This window comes from Acinetobacter sp. BHS4, from assembly GCF_018454425.1.
GTDB classification, from domain to species: Bacteria; Pseudomonadota; Gammaproteobacteria; order Pseudomonadales; family Moraxellaceae; genus Acinetobacter; species Acinetobacter pittii.
The window spans coordinates 506579-522214 of record NZ_CP075323.1 but is presented as its reverse complement, the minus strand read 5'-3'; the positions used below and the strand labels follow the sequence as shown (position 1 = coordinate 522214).

At 41.9% G+C, this 15636-nt stretch carries 10 protein-coding genes, 2 tRNA genes, 3 rRNA genes and 1 pseudogene; 2 read left to right on the top strand and 14 right to left on the bottom strand.

Going from position 1 to position 15636, the window contains the following annotated elements; translation table 11 throughout:
- Window positions 1-7: 7 nt before the first annotated feature.
- The 10 genes and pseudogenes from KIP84_RS02560 to rlmJ all read right to left on the bottom strand — a co-directional run bounded on the left by KIP84_RS02560 (window position 8) and on the right by rlmJ (window position 9897).
- Entirely contained in the window at window positions 8-571 is a 564-nt protein-coding gene (locus KIP84_RS02560; RefSeq protein ID WP_057068173.1) for a DUF4256 domain-containing protein, read from the bottom strand.
- 167 nt (window positions 572-738) lie between these two features.
- Entirely contained in the window at window positions 739-1134 is a 396-nt protein-coding gene (locus tag KIP84_RS02555) for a DUF2007 domain-containing protein (protein ID WP_213689264.1), read from the bottom strand.
- A gap of 146 nt (window positions 1135-1280) precedes the next feature.
- Window positions 1281-1395: ribosomal RNA gene (rrf, locus tag KIP84_RS02550) — 5S ribosomal RNA — on the bottom strand.
- 186 nt (window positions 1396-1581) lie between these two features.
- A 23S ribosomal RNA gene (locus tag KIP84_RS02545) occupies window positions 1582-4472 on the bottom strand.
- A gap of 340 nt (window positions 4473-4812) precedes the next feature.
- Window positions 4813-4888: transfer RNA gene (locus KIP84_RS02540), tRNA-Ala, on the bottom strand.
- Window positions 4889-4943: 55 nt separating this feature from the next.
- A tRNA-Ile gene (locus KIP84_RS02535) sits at window positions 4944-5020 on the bottom strand.
- A 59-nt stretch (window positions 5021-5079) separates the two neighbouring features.
- Window positions 5080-6617 (bottom strand): 16S ribosomal RNA (locus tag KIP84_RS02530).
- Together the 16S, 23S and 5S rRNA genes with 2 tRNA genes alongside form the textbook arrangement of a ribosomal RNA operon.
- Before the next feature lie 443 nt (window positions 6618-7060).
- Window positions 7061-8147 (bottom strand): annotated as a pseudogene (locus KIP84_RS02525) (DUF6670 family protein).
- A gap of 17 nt (window positions 8148-8164) precedes the next feature.
- Window positions 8165-8998 (bottom strand): CDP-diacylglycerol--serine O-phosphatidyltransferase, encoded by an 834-nt coding sequence (gene pssA / locus KIP84_RS02520; protein ID WP_151302285.1) that lies wholly within the window; start codon window positions 8996-8998, stop codon window positions 8165-8167.
- Between the two features lie 41 nt (window positions 8999-9039).
- Entirely contained in the window at window positions 9040-9897 is an 858-nt protein-coding gene (rlmJ, locus tag KIP84_RS02515) for a 23S rRNA (adenine(2030)-N(6))-methyltransferase RlmJ (protein ID WP_002119552.1), read from the bottom strand.
- A 117-nt stretch (window positions 9898-10014) separates the two neighbouring features.
- Here rlmJ and KIP84_RS02510 point away from each other — a divergent pair, with 117 nt between their 5' ends.
- On the top strand, window positions 10015-10620 hold the full coding sequence (locus KIP84_RS02510; protein WP_213689262.1) for a 2OG-Fe(II) oxygenase: 606 nt from the start codon (window positions 10015-10017) through the stop codon (window positions 10618-10620).
- Window positions 10621-10687: 67 nt separating this feature from the next.
- Window positions 10688-11215 carry a hypothetical protein gene (locus KIP84_RS02505; RefSeq protein WP_005804635.1) on the top strand — a complete coding sequence of 176 codons (528 nt, stop codon included), beginning with the start codon at window positions 10688-10690 and terminating at the stop codon, window positions 11213-11215.
- 62 nt (window positions 11216-11277) lie between these two features.
- On the opposite strand, the gene KIP84_RS02500 is transcribed toward KIP84_RS02505, so the two are convergent.
- The 4 genes from KIP84_RS02500 to KIP84_RS02485 form a co-directional block, all read right to left on the bottom strand.
- Complete coding sequence (locus tag KIP84_RS02500) at window positions 11278-11523, bottom strand: DUF2789 family protein (RefSeq protein ID WP_002119522.1); 246 nt, start codon at window positions 11521-11523, stop codon at window positions 11278-11280.
- Window positions 11524-11695: 172 nt separating this feature from the next.
- Entirely contained in the window at window positions 11696-12682 is a 987-nt protein-coding gene (locus KIP84_RS02495; protein WP_002119517.1) for a malate dehydrogenase, read from the bottom strand.
- A gap of 211 nt (window positions 12683-12893) precedes the next feature.
- Entirely contained in the window at window positions 12894-13556 is a 663-nt protein-coding gene (locus KIP84_RS02490) for a hypothetical protein (protein ID WP_005804634.1), read from the bottom strand.
- A gap of 57 nt (window positions 13557-13613) precedes the next feature.
- Window positions 13614-15557, bottom strand: a complete 1944-nt coding sequence (locus KIP84_RS02485) for a lytic transglycosylase domain-containing protein (RefSeq protein WP_213689261.1) — start codon at window positions 15555-15557, stop codon at window positions 13614-13616.
- Window positions 15558-15636: the final 79 nt, after the last annotated feature.

Here is a 15636-nt window from a genome sequence, read left to right as displayed (position 1 = left end):
GCAATGCCTATACTCTTAAGCAACAACGGAAACCACGGGCAGCATAATAAGACTGCGCTCCATTATGATAAATAAAGACACGACCATATCGACGATCAGCAAAAAGTGCTCCATCTAGTTTACGAATCTCATTTGGGGTTTTGAGCCAACTTGATGTTTTAAGATCAAACTCTTCAATTTCTTGTAGTTGGTAATATTGCTCTTCTGTTAAAAGTTCAACTCCCATTTCCTTAGCTACATCTATTGCGCTATTTTTAGGAGGATGATCTTTTCTAGATTCTAGAGCCTCACGATCATAGCAAAGGCTTCTACGACCTTTAGGTGTCTCAAGAGAGCAATCTACAAATAAATATTCGTCTTTCTGCTGATCATAAGCAATAACATCAGGCTCCCCTCCTGTATTTTCCATTTCCAGCAATGACCAAAGTTTATCAGGAACCTTAATTAGTTTATTTTGCACATCCGACCAATCTATTTCTGTATGACGATGTGTATTTTTTTCAAATCTATTCTTTAATAATTCAAGGAGTAACTCTATTTGCTTTTGAGTTAGCTGTTTTTTATCTACCATTAAATAAGTCCTTATATTTATTAAATTGAACGGCCATCAAAATAATTTATTTTATTTAATATCAATGGCTTCTCCGCCTAGTACATTAATTACAGAGATAGAACTAAATCCAATACCTCTACATTAGGTTCTATAATTAAGATAATCAATAATCGTTTACTATATATTTAATTCCAAAAGTGTCCACAACGCTTACATCTATTACCATTTCTAAAAGAAAATAAAGGTAGGCCCAAAAACATAAACGCTAAAAAGGCAGATTTTTTTCCTTTATTATTAACTTTTATATCCGAGCTTCCACACTCAGGGCAACATTCTTTACTCTCCCCAAACTTTTGTTCAAGCTCATCACTAAAGTCTTTTTCAAGAAATGACTTCGCTTCATCAACATAGTTTTCTGGAACTAATAAACGAACCCCACCTAAAGCATTAGAATAAAACCAATCCATATTAATTGTATGCTCATTTTCAATATAAACAGGAATTCCAAATGCTTCTAGTTGAGTCTTTGCAATTTGTGCCTCATAAGGAAATGAGAAAGTTTTAATTACGATCCATTGCATATTAAATTTCTAATTAGGTAAATAATTTTAGAGTAGCTTTATTTCTTTATAATTTGAATAAGTTTTAATGTTTAAAGATTGAGGATACAAATTCCCCTAATAAAAAAACACCCCCACTCTTGCGAACGGGGGTGTTTAGAATAATGAGCTGGCGATGACTTACTCTCACATGGGTAACCCCACACTACCATCAGCGCTAAGAGGTTTCACTTCTGAGTTCGGGAAGGGATCAGGTGGTTCACTCTTGCTATGGTCGCCAGCACAACTGGTATGGATACTTGCTTCGTTTTATTCACTGTGTGATACGTTGCGTTTTCCAAATCTTTACAGATGGGCTGATTGGTCTGATTTTTCGTTGTTCATTTTAGCTAGTAGTATAACTAAATCAAGTTGCTTTGCATGTTTATGAATCGATTGATGCTTCATATACAACTGCTTGGGTGTTGTATAGTCAAGCCTCACGAGCAATTAGTATTGGTCAGCTTCACATATCACTATGCTTCCACATCCAACCTATCAACGTCCTAGTCTCGAACGGCTCTTTAGAGGAATAAATTCCTAGGGAAATCTTATCTTGAGGTAGGCTTCCCGCTTAGATGCTTTCAGCGGTTATCCCTTCCGAACATAGCTACCCGGCGATGCGACTGGCGTCACAACCGGTACACCAGAGGTTCGTCCACTCTGGTCCTCTCGTACTAGGAGCAGATCCTCTCAAATTTCCAGCGCCCACGGTAGATAGGGACCGAACTGTCTCACGACGTTCTAAACCCAGCTCGCGTACCTCTTTAAATGGCGAACAGCCATACCCTTGGGACCTGCTTCAGCCCCAGGATGAGATGAGCCGACATCGAGGTGCCAAACACCGCCGTCGATATGAACTCTTGGGCGGTATCAGCCTGTTATCCCCAGAGTACCTTTTATCCGTTGAGCGATGGCCCTTCCATACAGAACCACCGGATCACTAAGACCTACTTTCGTACCTGCTCGACTTGTGGGTCTCGCAGTTAAGCGCGCTTTTGCCTTTATACTCTACGCGTGATTTCCGACCACGCTGAGCGCACCTTCGTACTCCTCCGTTACTCTTTAGGAGGAGACCGCCCCAGTCAAACTACCCACCAGACACGGTCCTCGTCCCGGATAACGGGACAGAGTTAGAACCTCAACATTACCAGGGTGGTATTTCAAGGACGGCTCCATTGGAACTAGCGTTCCAACTTCAAAGCCTCCCACCTATCCTACACAAGTAAGGTCAAAGTTCAGTGTCAAGCTGCAGTAAAGGTTCACGGGGTCTTTCCGTCTAGCCGCGGGTACACTGCATCTTCACAGCGATTTCGATTTCACTGAGCCTCTGCTGGAGACAGCGCCGCCATCATTATGCCATTCGTGCAGGTCGGAACTTACCCGACAAGGAATTTCGCTACCTTAGGACCGTTATAGTTACGGCCGCCGTTTACTGGGGCTTCGATCAAGAGCTTCGCTTACGCTAACCCCATCAATTAACCTTCCAGCACCGGGCAGGCATCACACCCTATACGTCCACTTTCGTGTTTGCAGAGTGCTATGTTTTTAATAAACAGTTGCAGCGGCCTGGTTTCTGCGGCTGTCGTCAGCTCAGGAAGCAAGTTCCATCACCAACAACAGCGTACCTTCTCCCGAAGTTACGGTACCATTTTGCCTAGTTCCTTCAGCAGAGTTCTCTCAAGCGCCTTGGTCTACTCGACCTGACCACCTGTGTCGGTTTCGGGTACGATTCCTGTGTAACTGAAGCTTAGAGACTTTTCCTGGAAGCATGGTATCAGCCACTTCACTGTACAAGTACAGCTTGCTATCGGATCTCAGTATAGAGTACCCCGGATTTGCCTAAGATACATACCTACATCCTTCCACCTGGACAACCAACGCCAGGCTGACTTAACCTTCTCCGTCCTCTCATCGCATTACACAGAAGTATTGGAATATTAACCAATTTCCCATCGACTACGCCTTTCGGCCTCGCCTTAGGGGTCGACTCACCCAGCCCCGATTAACGTTGGACTGGAACCCTTGGTCTTTCGGCGAACGGGTTTTTCACCCGTTTTGTCGTTACTCACGTCAGCATTCGCACTTCTGATACCTCCAGCATACTTCTCAATACACCTTCATCGGCTTACAGAACGCTCCCCTACCACTTGACTAATGTCAAATCCGCAGCTTCGGCACATAGTTTTAGCCCCGTTACATCTTCCGCGCAGGCCGACTCGACTAGTGAGCTATTACGCTTTCTTTAAAGGGTGGCTGCTTCTAAGCCAACCTCCTAGCTGTCTATGCCTTCCCACATCGTTTCCCACTTAACTATGATTTTGGGGCCTTAGCTGGCGGTCTGGATTGTTTTCCTCTTGACTACGGACGTTAGCACCCGCAGTCTGTCTCCCGGATAGTACTCATAGGTATTCGGAGTTTGCATCGGTTTGGTAAGTCGGGATGACCCCCTAGCCGAAACAGTGCTCTACCCCCTATGGTATTCGTCCGAGGCGCTACCTAAATAGCTTTCGGGGAGAACCAGCTATCACCAGGCTTGATTAGCCTTTCACCCCTATCCACAAGTCATCCCCTGGCTTTTCAACGACAGTGGGTTCGGTCCTCCAGTTAGTGTTACCCAACCTTCAACCTGCTCATGGATAGATCGCCTGGTTTCGGGTCTATACCCAGCAACTAAACGCCCTATTAAGACTCGATTTCTCTACGGCTCCCCTATACGGTTAACCTCGCTACTGAATATAAGTCGCTGACCCATTATACAAAAGGTACGCAGTCACACCACGAAGGTGCTCCCACTGCTTGTATGCATGCGGTTTCAGGATCTATTTCACTCCCCTCACAGGGGTTCTTTTCGCCTTTCCCTCACGGTACTGGTTCACTATCGGTCAGTCAGGAGTATTTAGCCTTGGAGGATGGTCCCCCCATATTCAGACAAGGTTTCACGTGCCTCGCCCTACTCGTCATCATTATGTGTGCCCTTTCGTGTACGGGAATATCACCCTCTACGTTCGCACTTCCCAGAGCGTTCCACTAAAACACACATAACTTAATGGGCTGATCCCCGTTCGCTCGCCGCTACTGAGGGAATCTCAATTGATTTCTTTTCCTAAGGGTACTGAGATGTTTCACTTCCCCTCGTTCGCCTTGCAACACTATGTATTCATGTTGCAATACCTACCTTAAAGTAGGTGGGTTCCCCCATTCAGAAATCTCCGGATCAAAGGATATTTGCCGCCTCCCCGGAGCTTTTCGCAGGCTATCACGTCTTTCATCGCCTCTGACTGCCAAGGCATCCACCACATGCACTTAATTACTTGACTATACAACCCCAAACAGTCGATGTTACCTACAAGTTAGTAACTTCAACATTTCAGTTTAGAGTACTGTGTATTTAAACACTGTACAGCTTCAATCTAAATTCATATACCAAAACGCTTGATTCAGTTAATTTGCTAGTTCTCAATTCATCTAGATTAATTGCTTAATCTAAACTCTTGAGTGAACAATTTATTTCAGACTCAATTTTGCCAATCTGTTAATGAATAAACATGCCTTCGTCAGGTCATGCTTAATACCGTGATACTTAAATCACAGAAGTTAATAAACCAAGATCTAAATCTCTATTTACTAATTTCTGTAATCCGAACTTCTCTTAAGTTCTGGTGGAGACTAGGAGAGTCGAACTCCTGACCTCCTGCGTGCAAAGCAGGCGCTCTACCAACTAAGCTAAGTCCCCAGCTTACATCATCAGTCATGTATCCTTTATCTATAACTTCAACCAATCAAAGTCATGGTGGGTCTGACAAGACTTGAACTTGTGACCCCACGCTTATCAAGCGTGTGCTCTAACCAACTGAGCTACAGACCCTCAGATACATCTATGAAGAACAACTTGTTGTGGATTCTTACCAATCGTCAATCTTTCGTTAAGGAGGTGATCCAGCCGCAGGTTCCCCTACGGCTACCTTGTTACGACTTCACCCCAGTCATCGGCCACACCGTGGTAACCGCCCTCTTTGCAGTTAGGCTAGCTACTTCTGGTGCAACAAACTCCCATGGTGTGACGGGCGGTGTGTACAAGGCCCGGGAACGTATTCACCGCGGCATTCTGATCCGCGATTACTAGCGATTCCGACTTCATGGAGTCGAGTTGCAGACTCCAATCCGGACTACGATCGGCTTTTTGAGATTAGCATCCTATCGCTAGGTAGCAACCCTTTGTACCGACCATTGTAGCACGTGTGTAGCCCTGGCCGTAAGGGCCATGATGACTTGACGTCGTCCCCGCCTTCCTCCAGTTTGTCACTGGCAGTATCCTTAAAGTTCCCGACATTACTCGCTGGCAAATAAGGAAAAGGGTTGCGCTCGTTGCGGGACTTAACCCAACATCTCACGACACGAGCTGACGACAGCCATGCAGCACCTGTATGTAAGTTCCCGAAGGCACCAATCCATCTCTGGAAAGTTCTTACTATGTCAAGGCCAGGTAAGGTTCTTCGCGTTGCATCGAATTAAACCACATGCTCCACCGCTTGTGCGGGCCCCCGTCAATTCATTTGAGTTTTAGTCTTGCGACCGTACTCCCCAGGCGGTCTACTTATCGCGTTAGCTGCGCCACTAAAGCCTCAAAGGCCCCAACGGCTAGTAGACATCGTTTACGGCATGGACTACCAGGGTATCTAATCCTGTTTGCTCCCCATGCTTTCGCACCTCAGCGTCAGTGTTAGGCCAGATGGCTGCCTTCGCCATCGGTATTCCTCCAGATCTCTACGCATTTCACCGCTACACCTGGAATTCTACCATCCTCTCCCACACTCTAGCTAACCAGTATCGAATGCAATTCCCAAGTTAAGCTCGGGGATTTCACATTTGACTTAATTAGCCGCCTACGCGCGCTTTACGCCCAGTAAATCCGATTAACGCTTGCACCCTCTGTATTACCGCGGCTGCTGGCACAGAGTTAGCCGGTGCTTATTCTGCGAGTAACGTCCACTATCTCTAGGTATTAACTAAAGTAGCCTCCTCCTCGCTTAAAGTGCTTTACAACCATAAGGCCTTCTTCACACACGCGGCATGGCTGGATCAGGCTTGCGCCCATTGTCCAATATTCCCCACTGCTGCCTCCCGTAGGAGTCTGGGCCGTGTCTCAGTCCCAGTGTGGCGGATCATCCTCTCAGACCCGCTACAGATCGTCGCCTTGGTAGGCCTTTACCCCACCAACTAGCTAATCCGACTTAGGCTCATCTATTAGCGCAAGGTCCGAAGATCCCCTGCTTTCTCCCGTAGGACGTATGCGGTATTAGCATTCCTTTCGAAATGTTGTCCCCCACTAATAGGCAGATTCCTAAGCATTACTCACCCGTCCGCCGCTAAGATCAGTAGCAAGCTACCTCTCTCCGCTCGACTTGCATGTGTTAAGCCTGCCGCCAGCGTTCAATCTGAGCCATGATCAAACTCTTCAGTTAAAATCATTTTGCACCTTATTTAAAGACAAGGTGCCAATTCTGGCTCATCAATTACTGACTTAAATTTCGCTCAAATAAACTTCGAGTAATTTAAACCAATTAATCAATGAAAATTATTTCGATTAATCAATCAGTAAAAATCCACACAAGTTGTTCTTCAATTCTCTTAATGATCTTCTTCCTGGTTCGTCACCAGCAAGCTAGGTCGGCTATATTACTCTTAATCTCTTAAAAGTCAACAGGTAATTTCGATATTTTTAAAACTCATTCTCAAAACCAACTTAACATCAAATTCATCACTTAAAGCAATCAACTTAATCATAAGCAACTGTTTTTCAACAAGTTTCTATCTGCATCACCGCCGATGGATGTGCATTATAGACCATTAAATTCCCTTTGCAATACCTTTTTTAATATTAACGCAACAACAGTTCGCTTTTTAATCAAAAATGATAAAAATAGTCATTTTTTATATAAACATGGTTGTAAAAGCATCAATTTATCTAAAATTTTCTCGTCTTGATTCTTTTCTTGCCATCTAAGTGGGCGACAATCAATATATTCACAGTACCCACCCTCTCCTTGCAAACACTGTTCATTCCAGCTTAATTGATATTGAAAGCTTCCCACATATCCAGCCGCCAAACCAAACTTATAGTCACCTCGGCTTTGTGCATAAAGTTCAAAAATTATTTTTCCATTTTTCTCACATTGCCAAGAAAACTCCCTAGGCAAGTACATCTCTTTACCATTCGGTGTTTTAACCTTTGGATAAACTCGGTGGATATGTAAATTTACGTCTTCTGTAAAACTTTCAACAGGCTTCCCAAATTCTTGAATATCTAATCTTGAACATAGGATGATATTCCACTGATTTCTTATTTGTAAGAATGTAAGCTGAGTAGTTTCATTTAAGTTAATAATTTGGCACGTATAGAAACATAAAGATAAGAACGGCAAGTGCAAAGCTCGCGCGTGTTTAAATCGCCCCAACCCTTCAATTTGATATTTCTGTCCTTTATAAAAAATTTCCCCTTCACATACACATAGTGTTGACCAATAGTCAGAAACACCCCACTGCAAAGCAGAGGCATTAGATATATTTTCTGGAATCTGAATCGTAAGATCACACCCCATTTCTGGGTCTAATCGTTGAAGGCGAATCACGGGAATTTGCCATTGAATCAGGTCGGTTTTATCAAATTGATATAGCGCCGAATCAAACTGGCATTGGCGTCGAATAGAATATGTTTTTAAATGTCCCACACTATGTTGGCTATTACTTACAAGCACTGTTGCAGTGTCGATAGCTGAAGTTGTAATGCTGTGGGTGTTATAACATAGAGGAATACGTGGCTGTCCCACTAAACTAATATAATTAAAATAACGAAGTGGGGTTGGTAAATTAGGAAGGATCAAGCCTTGATAAACAATTTTAAAAAAGCCACGAGAAGGTTGATAAACAACCCCCTCTTTAGCATTAGGGCCCAGCTGCTGTAATTGATTAATTTCATTTATCAACTTAGGCATACTGAACCTCTTCTATTTTATGTTTTTATTGTTTCATTACTCTTGCGTGCAAATAAAGTCGTAACAAAACCAGATAGAGCATAGATAATTGAAACTGTCAAAATGCCCATTGGAATATTATAAGTGATTGCCGCAAAAATCAGTACTACTGGCAACATAACTACAAAAGGAACGCGTTTACGATCCATCTGTTTGAAAGAATAATATTTAATATTGGAAATCATGAGTAATCCCACAATTACCATAAGAACAGCATTAATAGTTTGAATCGCAATATCACGTAAATCAAAAATGAAAGGATAATCGCGAGCAACCCAGACGAGTGAAATAATGATAATAGCAGCGAGTGGACTTGCAATGCCGATAAAATAACGCTTATCGACAACGCCTATTTGCACATTAAAACGCGCTAGTCGGAAGGCTGCGCAGGCTGTATAAACAAAACAACAAGCCAGACCAATACGACCTAAATCATGCAAACTCCAGCTATACATCAGCATTGCTGGAGCCACACCAAAAGCTAACAAGTCCGAGAGAGAATCATATTGTTCGCCAAAAGCACTTTGTGCACCAATCGCTCGAGCAACTCGACCATCTAAGCCATCTAATAGCGCTGCAATAAAAATGGCATAGATCGCTTGGTTAAAATCTCCATTCATACTTGCAATGATGGAATAGAAACCGGACAACAGAGCAGCGGTTGTAATTAAGTTAGGCCAAAGATAAATACCTCGGCGCTTCACTTTTTGTCCTTCTGGATTATCTTCTTCTTCAACCACTTCAAATGTAATCCCATCAAATGAATGTTCATTATGAGTTAAATCTTGCTCTGGTTTAGGCGCATTTGTCATTATTTTCTATTCCAAACATGTGCATTGATTTAAGTTAACTGTTACTCACCTACCAACCAGCGAACAGCAGCATGACCACCAGTTTCTTGCATGCGAAGATGCGGGAATAACCACTGTAGTGCTTGGTCTGCTTGTTCAGAGAACTGCCAAGGTGGGTTAATCACTAATAGACCACAACCATTTAGACCTACAGGTGTGTCATCTGGCCATACACAAATTTCACAAACTAACTGACGGCGGATGCCCGTTTTAAACATTTTCTTTTCAAAACGCTCAATCATCGCTCGGTCTTTGATTGGATACCAAACTGCAAAAACGCCTGTTGGCCATTTTTTATAAGCTTGTTGTAAAAGTTCAACTAATTGCGGAAAGTCTTTACGTTCTAATTCGTAAGGAGGGTCGATCATAACCAGACCGCGCTTTTCTTTTGGCGGAATTACGCCAAGCAAGCCTTCATATGCATCGCGCTCATGTAAACCTGCACGTTTATCACGAATGTTATGACGTAATTGCTGAAATACATCGCGCTGCATTTCAAATATAGTCGCTTTGTCGATTTCACGCATGCCTTGCAGGGCAAACCAAGGAGAACCAGGATAACTCCCCTTACCTTCTTCAGAACGCAATTGTTCGACTAACTTCAAATATTGTTGGATTGCTTCAGGTGCCTGACGCTTTTCCATTTCAGATAGTTGAACTAGACGATGAATGCCTGTGAGAAATTCTCCAGACTTTTGTGCAGGTGCCAGAGATAAATCATATTTGCCGGCCCCTCCATGCGTATCGATATAACGATAAGGTTTATCTTTAGCATTTAAACGGTTGAGAAGCTGTAGCAAAAGCACATGCTTCATAACATCTGCAAAGTTGCCCGCATGGAAATGGTGACGGTAATTCATGTTGACTTTAATTCCTCAATTCAACAAATAGTTTAACATGAAAAAAATATTCTTTCGTAAGGTTGTGATCATCTAAAATAGAGCTGCTTGATATTTTTACGATCTACTCGAGGTTATATGCGTTCTCACTCACTTCCTGATTCATGGAATTTGGATCAAATTTTAGATGATTTAAATGCGCATGGCTTTGCCATTATAAATCAAGCATATCCAGATCAATATCGCGCACAGGTTTCTCAAGAATGTAGCCATCATATGGATGAGTTTAGAGAAGCAGGCATTCAAAACGGCGTTGTAAGTAATATTCGTAGCGACCATATTCTCTGGATTAATGACCGGCTCCCTATTGCTCAGCAACATATTGAAACCTTAACTTTATTTTCACGAAGTCTAAATCAAGCATTCTATTTAGGGATTAAAGAGGTTGAAGCTCATTTTGCTCGTTATAATTTGGGTGAATTTTATGCTTTACACCGAGACAATCCTCAACAAAAAAATGATCGTATTATCTCAACTGTCTATTATCTACATCCAGAATGGCAAGAGGATTGGGGTGGGCAATTGCGACTACAAGATAAAAACGAGAAATGGCATATTGTTAATCCCGAACCCAATCGACTGGTAATATTTCAAAGTGATTTACTACATGAAGTATTAACTTCAAAACAGCAAAGACTCTCTATTACAGCTTGGCTTCGTAGTGGAAATTCCATTTGGGTCTAAAGGTTACTCTTTAAATTTGGTAAATGAACCCGATATAAGAGCTATTGATTAAAAAAGGTGATGGCGTATGTCTATTGAAAGTAAAACAATTGTGAGCCGAATTGGTGAAACAGACCAACTTTATTTGACTGAAAATACGCCTGAGCTTGCTTTAGAGCGTGCCGAGTTACGCATGCAACTTGTAGTATTAAGTCGTGTTCGCCAAGAACAACTTCATTTCTTACAAGAAGCTATTGTCTTGCTTGAACAAGCCCGTATGGAATATGAAGAAATGCCATTGAGCTTATACCTTAATTTGTCTCTACACTTAGCCAAAGCCTATATGCTTTATTTTGAACTCAATAAAGAAAAACGTTTTGCGCTGATTACTCAACAAATTTTGAAGCCATTAGCACATCATGAACATGCTGATATCTATTTCTTCTTAGCATATGCGTCAGCAGCACGACAAGAGTCAGCATTAACCCGACATTGGTTAACTAAATATTTATCAACGTCTACATGTGATCTTGAATTGCTTCATGGCCAACCTGTATTTGACCTTGTACGTCATGAGCCATGGTATAAAGATAAATTAAAAGTAAAGACACATTAAACTATTAATGCAATAAAGCCTGTTTTACGTATTACTTGTAAAACAGGCTTTATTTTTTGAAATTATTTTTTCACACTGTCTTCATGCAGTTGTTCATTAAGCTCATCAATAACCACAATCCATTCATCATCTTTTTCCCAATGACTCTTCAAAAAATCGCTTTGACCTTTTGACCAAAAAGACGCTTCATGTAATTTTTGCTCGGCTGGCAATTGATGTGTTTTGATAAAGTTTTCAATACTTGCTTCATCAGAATCTAAACCCAACTGATCAAATAAAAGCTCTAAAGTCGGTTGCTGTTCAAACATTGTTATTCTCCTATAACTTCTTTTAAATCATCTATTAACTAATCTAACAATAAAACGTTTTTACTTGCATGATAGTGTCTATATTTTCTTGTTGCTTTTTGTGTTTGCTTTTTCAGAATTCAATAAAAAAGCACTCTAAAAGAGTGCTTTTTTAACTCATCAAACTGATGAATTATTTCACCATGTCAGCAATTGCTGCACGTTCTTCTTCAAGCTCGTTTAGAGTGAAGTTGATACGCTCACGGCTGAATTCATCGATTTCTAAACCTTGAACGATTTTGTATTCACCGTTTTCAGTTGTAACAGGGAAACCGAACATAACGCCTTCAGGAATACCATAAGAACCATCAGATGGAATACCCATAGTTACCCATTTGCCGTTTGTACCAAGCGCCCAGTCACGCATATGGTCAATTGCAGCGTTAGCAGCAGAAGCAGCAGAAGACAAACCACGCGCTTCGATGATCGCAGCACCACGTTTACCAACAGTTGGAAGGAATACGTCTTTGTTCCAAGCTGGATCGTTGATTTTGTCTTTTAAGCTTTCGCCATTTGCAGTTGCAAAACGGTAGTCAGCATACATTGTTGGAGAGTGGTTGCCCCAAACTGTTAAGTTTTCGATGTCAGCAACTGCAACACCAGCTTTTTGAGCAACTTGAGTCAACGCGCGGTTGTGGTCAAGACGCAACATAGCTGTGAAGTTTTTCGCTGGAAGATCTGGAGCAGATTTCATTGCGATGTAAGCGTTAGTGTTTGCAGGGTTACCTACAACTAATACTTTAACGTTACGGCTAGCAACTTCGTTTAATGCTTGACCTTGGCCGATGAAAATTTCACCGTTAACTTTTAACAAGTCAGCACGTTCCATACCAGGACCACGTGGACGAGAACCTACCAACAATGCGTAGTCAGCATCTTTAAATGCAACTTTCGGATCATCAGTCCCGATCATGCCAGCCAATAAAGGGAAAGCACAGTCATCAAGTTCCATCATTACGCCTTTAAGCGCTTGTTGTGCTTTTTCAACTGGAACTTCAAGCAATTGTAAAATAACAGGTTGATCTTTACCTAACATTTCACCGCTTGCGATACGGAATAGTAAGCTGTAACCAATTTGACCTGCAGCGCCAGTCACGGCAACACGAACGGGTTGCTTCATGTAATTGTCTCCAATGAGTGTCCTTAATCGGGCTAAATAGGAATTCCATCTAACCAAATCATCATAAACGGCAAAGATTGTACTCTAAAGATTTGGCAGATGCATGTAAAAGCGACTCGTTTTCACCAAAAGTCTGATAGAAAATACAAATTAATCTTTACAAATAGATTCAATGTATGGTCAGCATTTCCTTACGAAATGTTCGTAATCTTTAATAACTACCTTTAATCATGATTTCACCAGGGCAATTCGATACCACATGATTTGCACACTGTTTATATTGGCCCTTTACCGTGTAACAAACTTTCACTTCCGTTAAAACCACATCCGAACGTGATAATTGACAACTAAAACGGATACCATTTTGAGGTAAACTCGGATTAAGGCGTACAAACTGCTGTCTTAAAGCGGATTGCTGCATTTCAACATTTGTTGAACTTGTGAGACTAGCCGGAATTTTTAAACGTTCAGCAAAATTAATAACCGTACGGAAATATTGGCTTGCATTCATAGGAACGCATCCGCCTACACTTTTCCATAGCTGTACACGAGCATTATTATCAGGCATAACCCGAGCTACGACTTTGGCTTGCAATGGAGACAAGGTTGCAGAACTGTCTGTTGAGCAATTACTTTGGTTTGTTTCTGGCATGAGGCCTGTAATTGTCAGTGAATATCCTTCAAGACATTTACGTTGTTTTTGTTTAGAGGGATCTAATGCACATGCGGCAGGTGTCATTTGCACATGCATAACATACCCCTGTAAATTAACAGGTTCGGCATGTAAAACGGAACTCATCAACCCTACTCCCGCACAGATGAGCCACCATGCAAGTTGCAAAATTGAACGAAGTTCCAAATATCTATATTTCATTTAATTAAAACTTGAATATGCCAATTAAAAGAAGATCCATCATCAACCACCTTAAAGTTAAGGTGACGTACGCATTGGAATGACTTTCATACGCTGCGATAACGACTGGGCGCCTTGCCCCAATATTACGCCGTAATGTGTTGCATTCGTCATAACGTGCTTGACGTAGTCTCTGGTTTCTAACAATGGAATTGTCTCAGTATATTGGTCAGCCGAAATTGATTGATAGTCCGGCTGCCAACGTCTAGCCCGATTAGGCCCCGCATTATAACCTGCTGTCGCCAAAACAGGGTTATTGCTTAATTGTCCCTGAATCATCGACAAATAAAATGTTCCATATCGAATATTGGTATTCATTTCATTTAATGCAGCCGGATTATAAGTTTCACCCATTTGACGTGCAATCAACTTCGCCGTATCAGGCATAATTTGCATAAGACCGCCCGCCCCAACGTGAGAACGCGCAGAAGTAACAAACCGACTTTCTTGACGCATTAAACCATAAGCCCATGCAGGATCAATTCCTGCATTGTAACTATGACTTACGACATTAGTCTTATGAGGAGTCACATAGCGATAAGTATCATTATGCTTATTTGTTGTACGATCTGCTGCATAAATTGCACGGTCATACCAGCCCATGTCATGAGCACGCTTTGCCGCAGCTAAAAGTAAACCATCATCGTGCTGAAGATATGCTTGACGAACTGCCCAATTCCACTCTCGATTCGTGTAAGTTGGATTTGCATTAATACGTCTTAAAGTAAAAGCACGATTAAAGTGAATATTCTGATCTAAACGTCTTAAATCACTTGCCGTTGGCTGATCATCATAAGGTTGATGGTTATAACGTTCACCTAAGCGATCTTTTGCTAAAAGGTTATGATAGTCATCACCAGCCTGAGCTAGTTTTCTATAAATTTGTTGTGCTGTTGCTTTAGAAGCACTATCACCACGCTGCTCTGACGCACGAGCAAGCCAATATTGCCAACGGTCTTCTTGTTTTTGGGTTACCGTCATACTATCGATAGCGCGAATTAAACTTTCCCACGCCCCAAAACGAATCGCCTGACGCGCATAAATTTCAGCTTCTTCCGGACTTAATGGATAACCATAACTTGCATCAAAGTATTGAAGAACTTCACGATTAAAATTATTTTTCATTACAGTGGTGCCACCAATATAGGCTACCGTACGATATAAATATTTTTGTACATTTAGTGGCGTACCTTGGGCAACACGCTGCACATTTGAAAAAGCATTACTTAAGTCATTATTAGCTAAACGCCCTAACGCAAAAATCAAATAAGCATAATCTGCATCATTTGTCTTAGGCGCACTCCATAAATAATTGAGTGGGTTCGCCTGAATTTGGTTAAGCTGAGCCAAAGACAAATTCAAACCCAGAGTCTGTGCTGTCGCGAGCGCCTGTCCCGACAAACCTGCACGCAATTGTACCCACAGACGCTGTTGTTTATCTTGTGCGCTCATTAAAGGGCTAGATAACATCATGCGCCCTAAACCTAAGCAAGATTCTGGTTGTGATTCAGTTGCTAACCAAACATCTTTATATTCAGCAAAAACTAATGCATCACCACTTTTCGCCCGTACCTGTGCCAAAGCACAATTTTCGGCTTGGTCAGGGTTGGTGACATAAGATAAGACGGGTTGAGCAGATGCAAAGTCAGCTTGTTTAACTTTTTCTTCGACATAATCGGCTGCTAATTTTTCAGCCATTGCTGATTGTGGATAGCGTTGAGCAAAGCTTACGATAGAGGCAGTAGGTTGAAAGCCAAGGTTTATATTAAGTTTCCAATATTCTGGATAGTATCCCAACACATCATTTTGCATAGCAAGCTGATATTGGTCTAATAACGCGGTATTACCACTATTTGCAGCATTTAGTGCATCATTAAACTGCTCTTCGGCAGCATAGGTAAATGAACAACCAAGTAAACACATAGCTCCTAACCAGCTACGATGCATATATTTATTTTTCATTACACGACTATGGATTGATGAGCTCTTTCTACTTGGTCTCATATATATGCTAAACCTTGACTATTCACCTTCAACGCAT

Coding starts and splice junctions, on each gene's coding strand:
- pssA (WP_151302285.1), bottom strand. CDS start 8,998: ATGACAAATGCGCCTAAACCAGAGCAAGATTTAACTCATAATGAACAT.
- KIP84_RS02560 (WP_057068173.1), bottom strand. CDS start 571: ATGGTAGATAAAAAACAGCTAACTCAAAAGCAAATAGAGTTACTCCTT.
- KIP84_RS02485 (WP_213689261.1), bottom strand. CDS start 15,557: ATGAAAAATAAATATATGCATCGTAGCTGGTTAGGAGCTATGTGTTTA.
- KIP84_RS02510 (WP_213689262.1), top strand. CDS start 10,015: ATGCGTTCTCACTCACTTCCTGATTCATGGAATTTGGATCAAATTTTA.
- KIP84_RS02495 (WP_002119517.1), bottom strand. CDS start 12,682: ATGAAGCAACCCGTTCGTGTTGCCGTGACTGGCGCTGCAGGTCAAATT.
- KIP84_RS02555 (WP_213689264.1), bottom strand. CDS start 1,134: ATGCAATGGATCGTAATTAAAACTTTCTCATTTCCTTATGAGGCACAA.
- KIP84_RS02490 (WP_005804634.1), bottom strand. CDS start 13,556: ATGAAATATAGATATTTGGAACTTCGTTCAATTTTGCAACTTGCATGG.
- KIP84_RS02505 (WP_005804635.1), top strand. CDS start 10,688: ATGTCTATTGAAAGTAAAACAATTGTGAGCCGAATTGGTGAAACAGAC.
- KIP84_RS02500 (WP_002119522.1), bottom strand. CDS start 11,523: ATGTTTGAACAGCAACCGACTTTAGAGCTTTTATTTGATCAGTTGGGT.
- rlmJ (WP_002119552.1), bottom strand. CDS start 9,897: ATGAATTACCGTCACCATTTCCATGCGGGCAACTTTGCAGATGTTATG.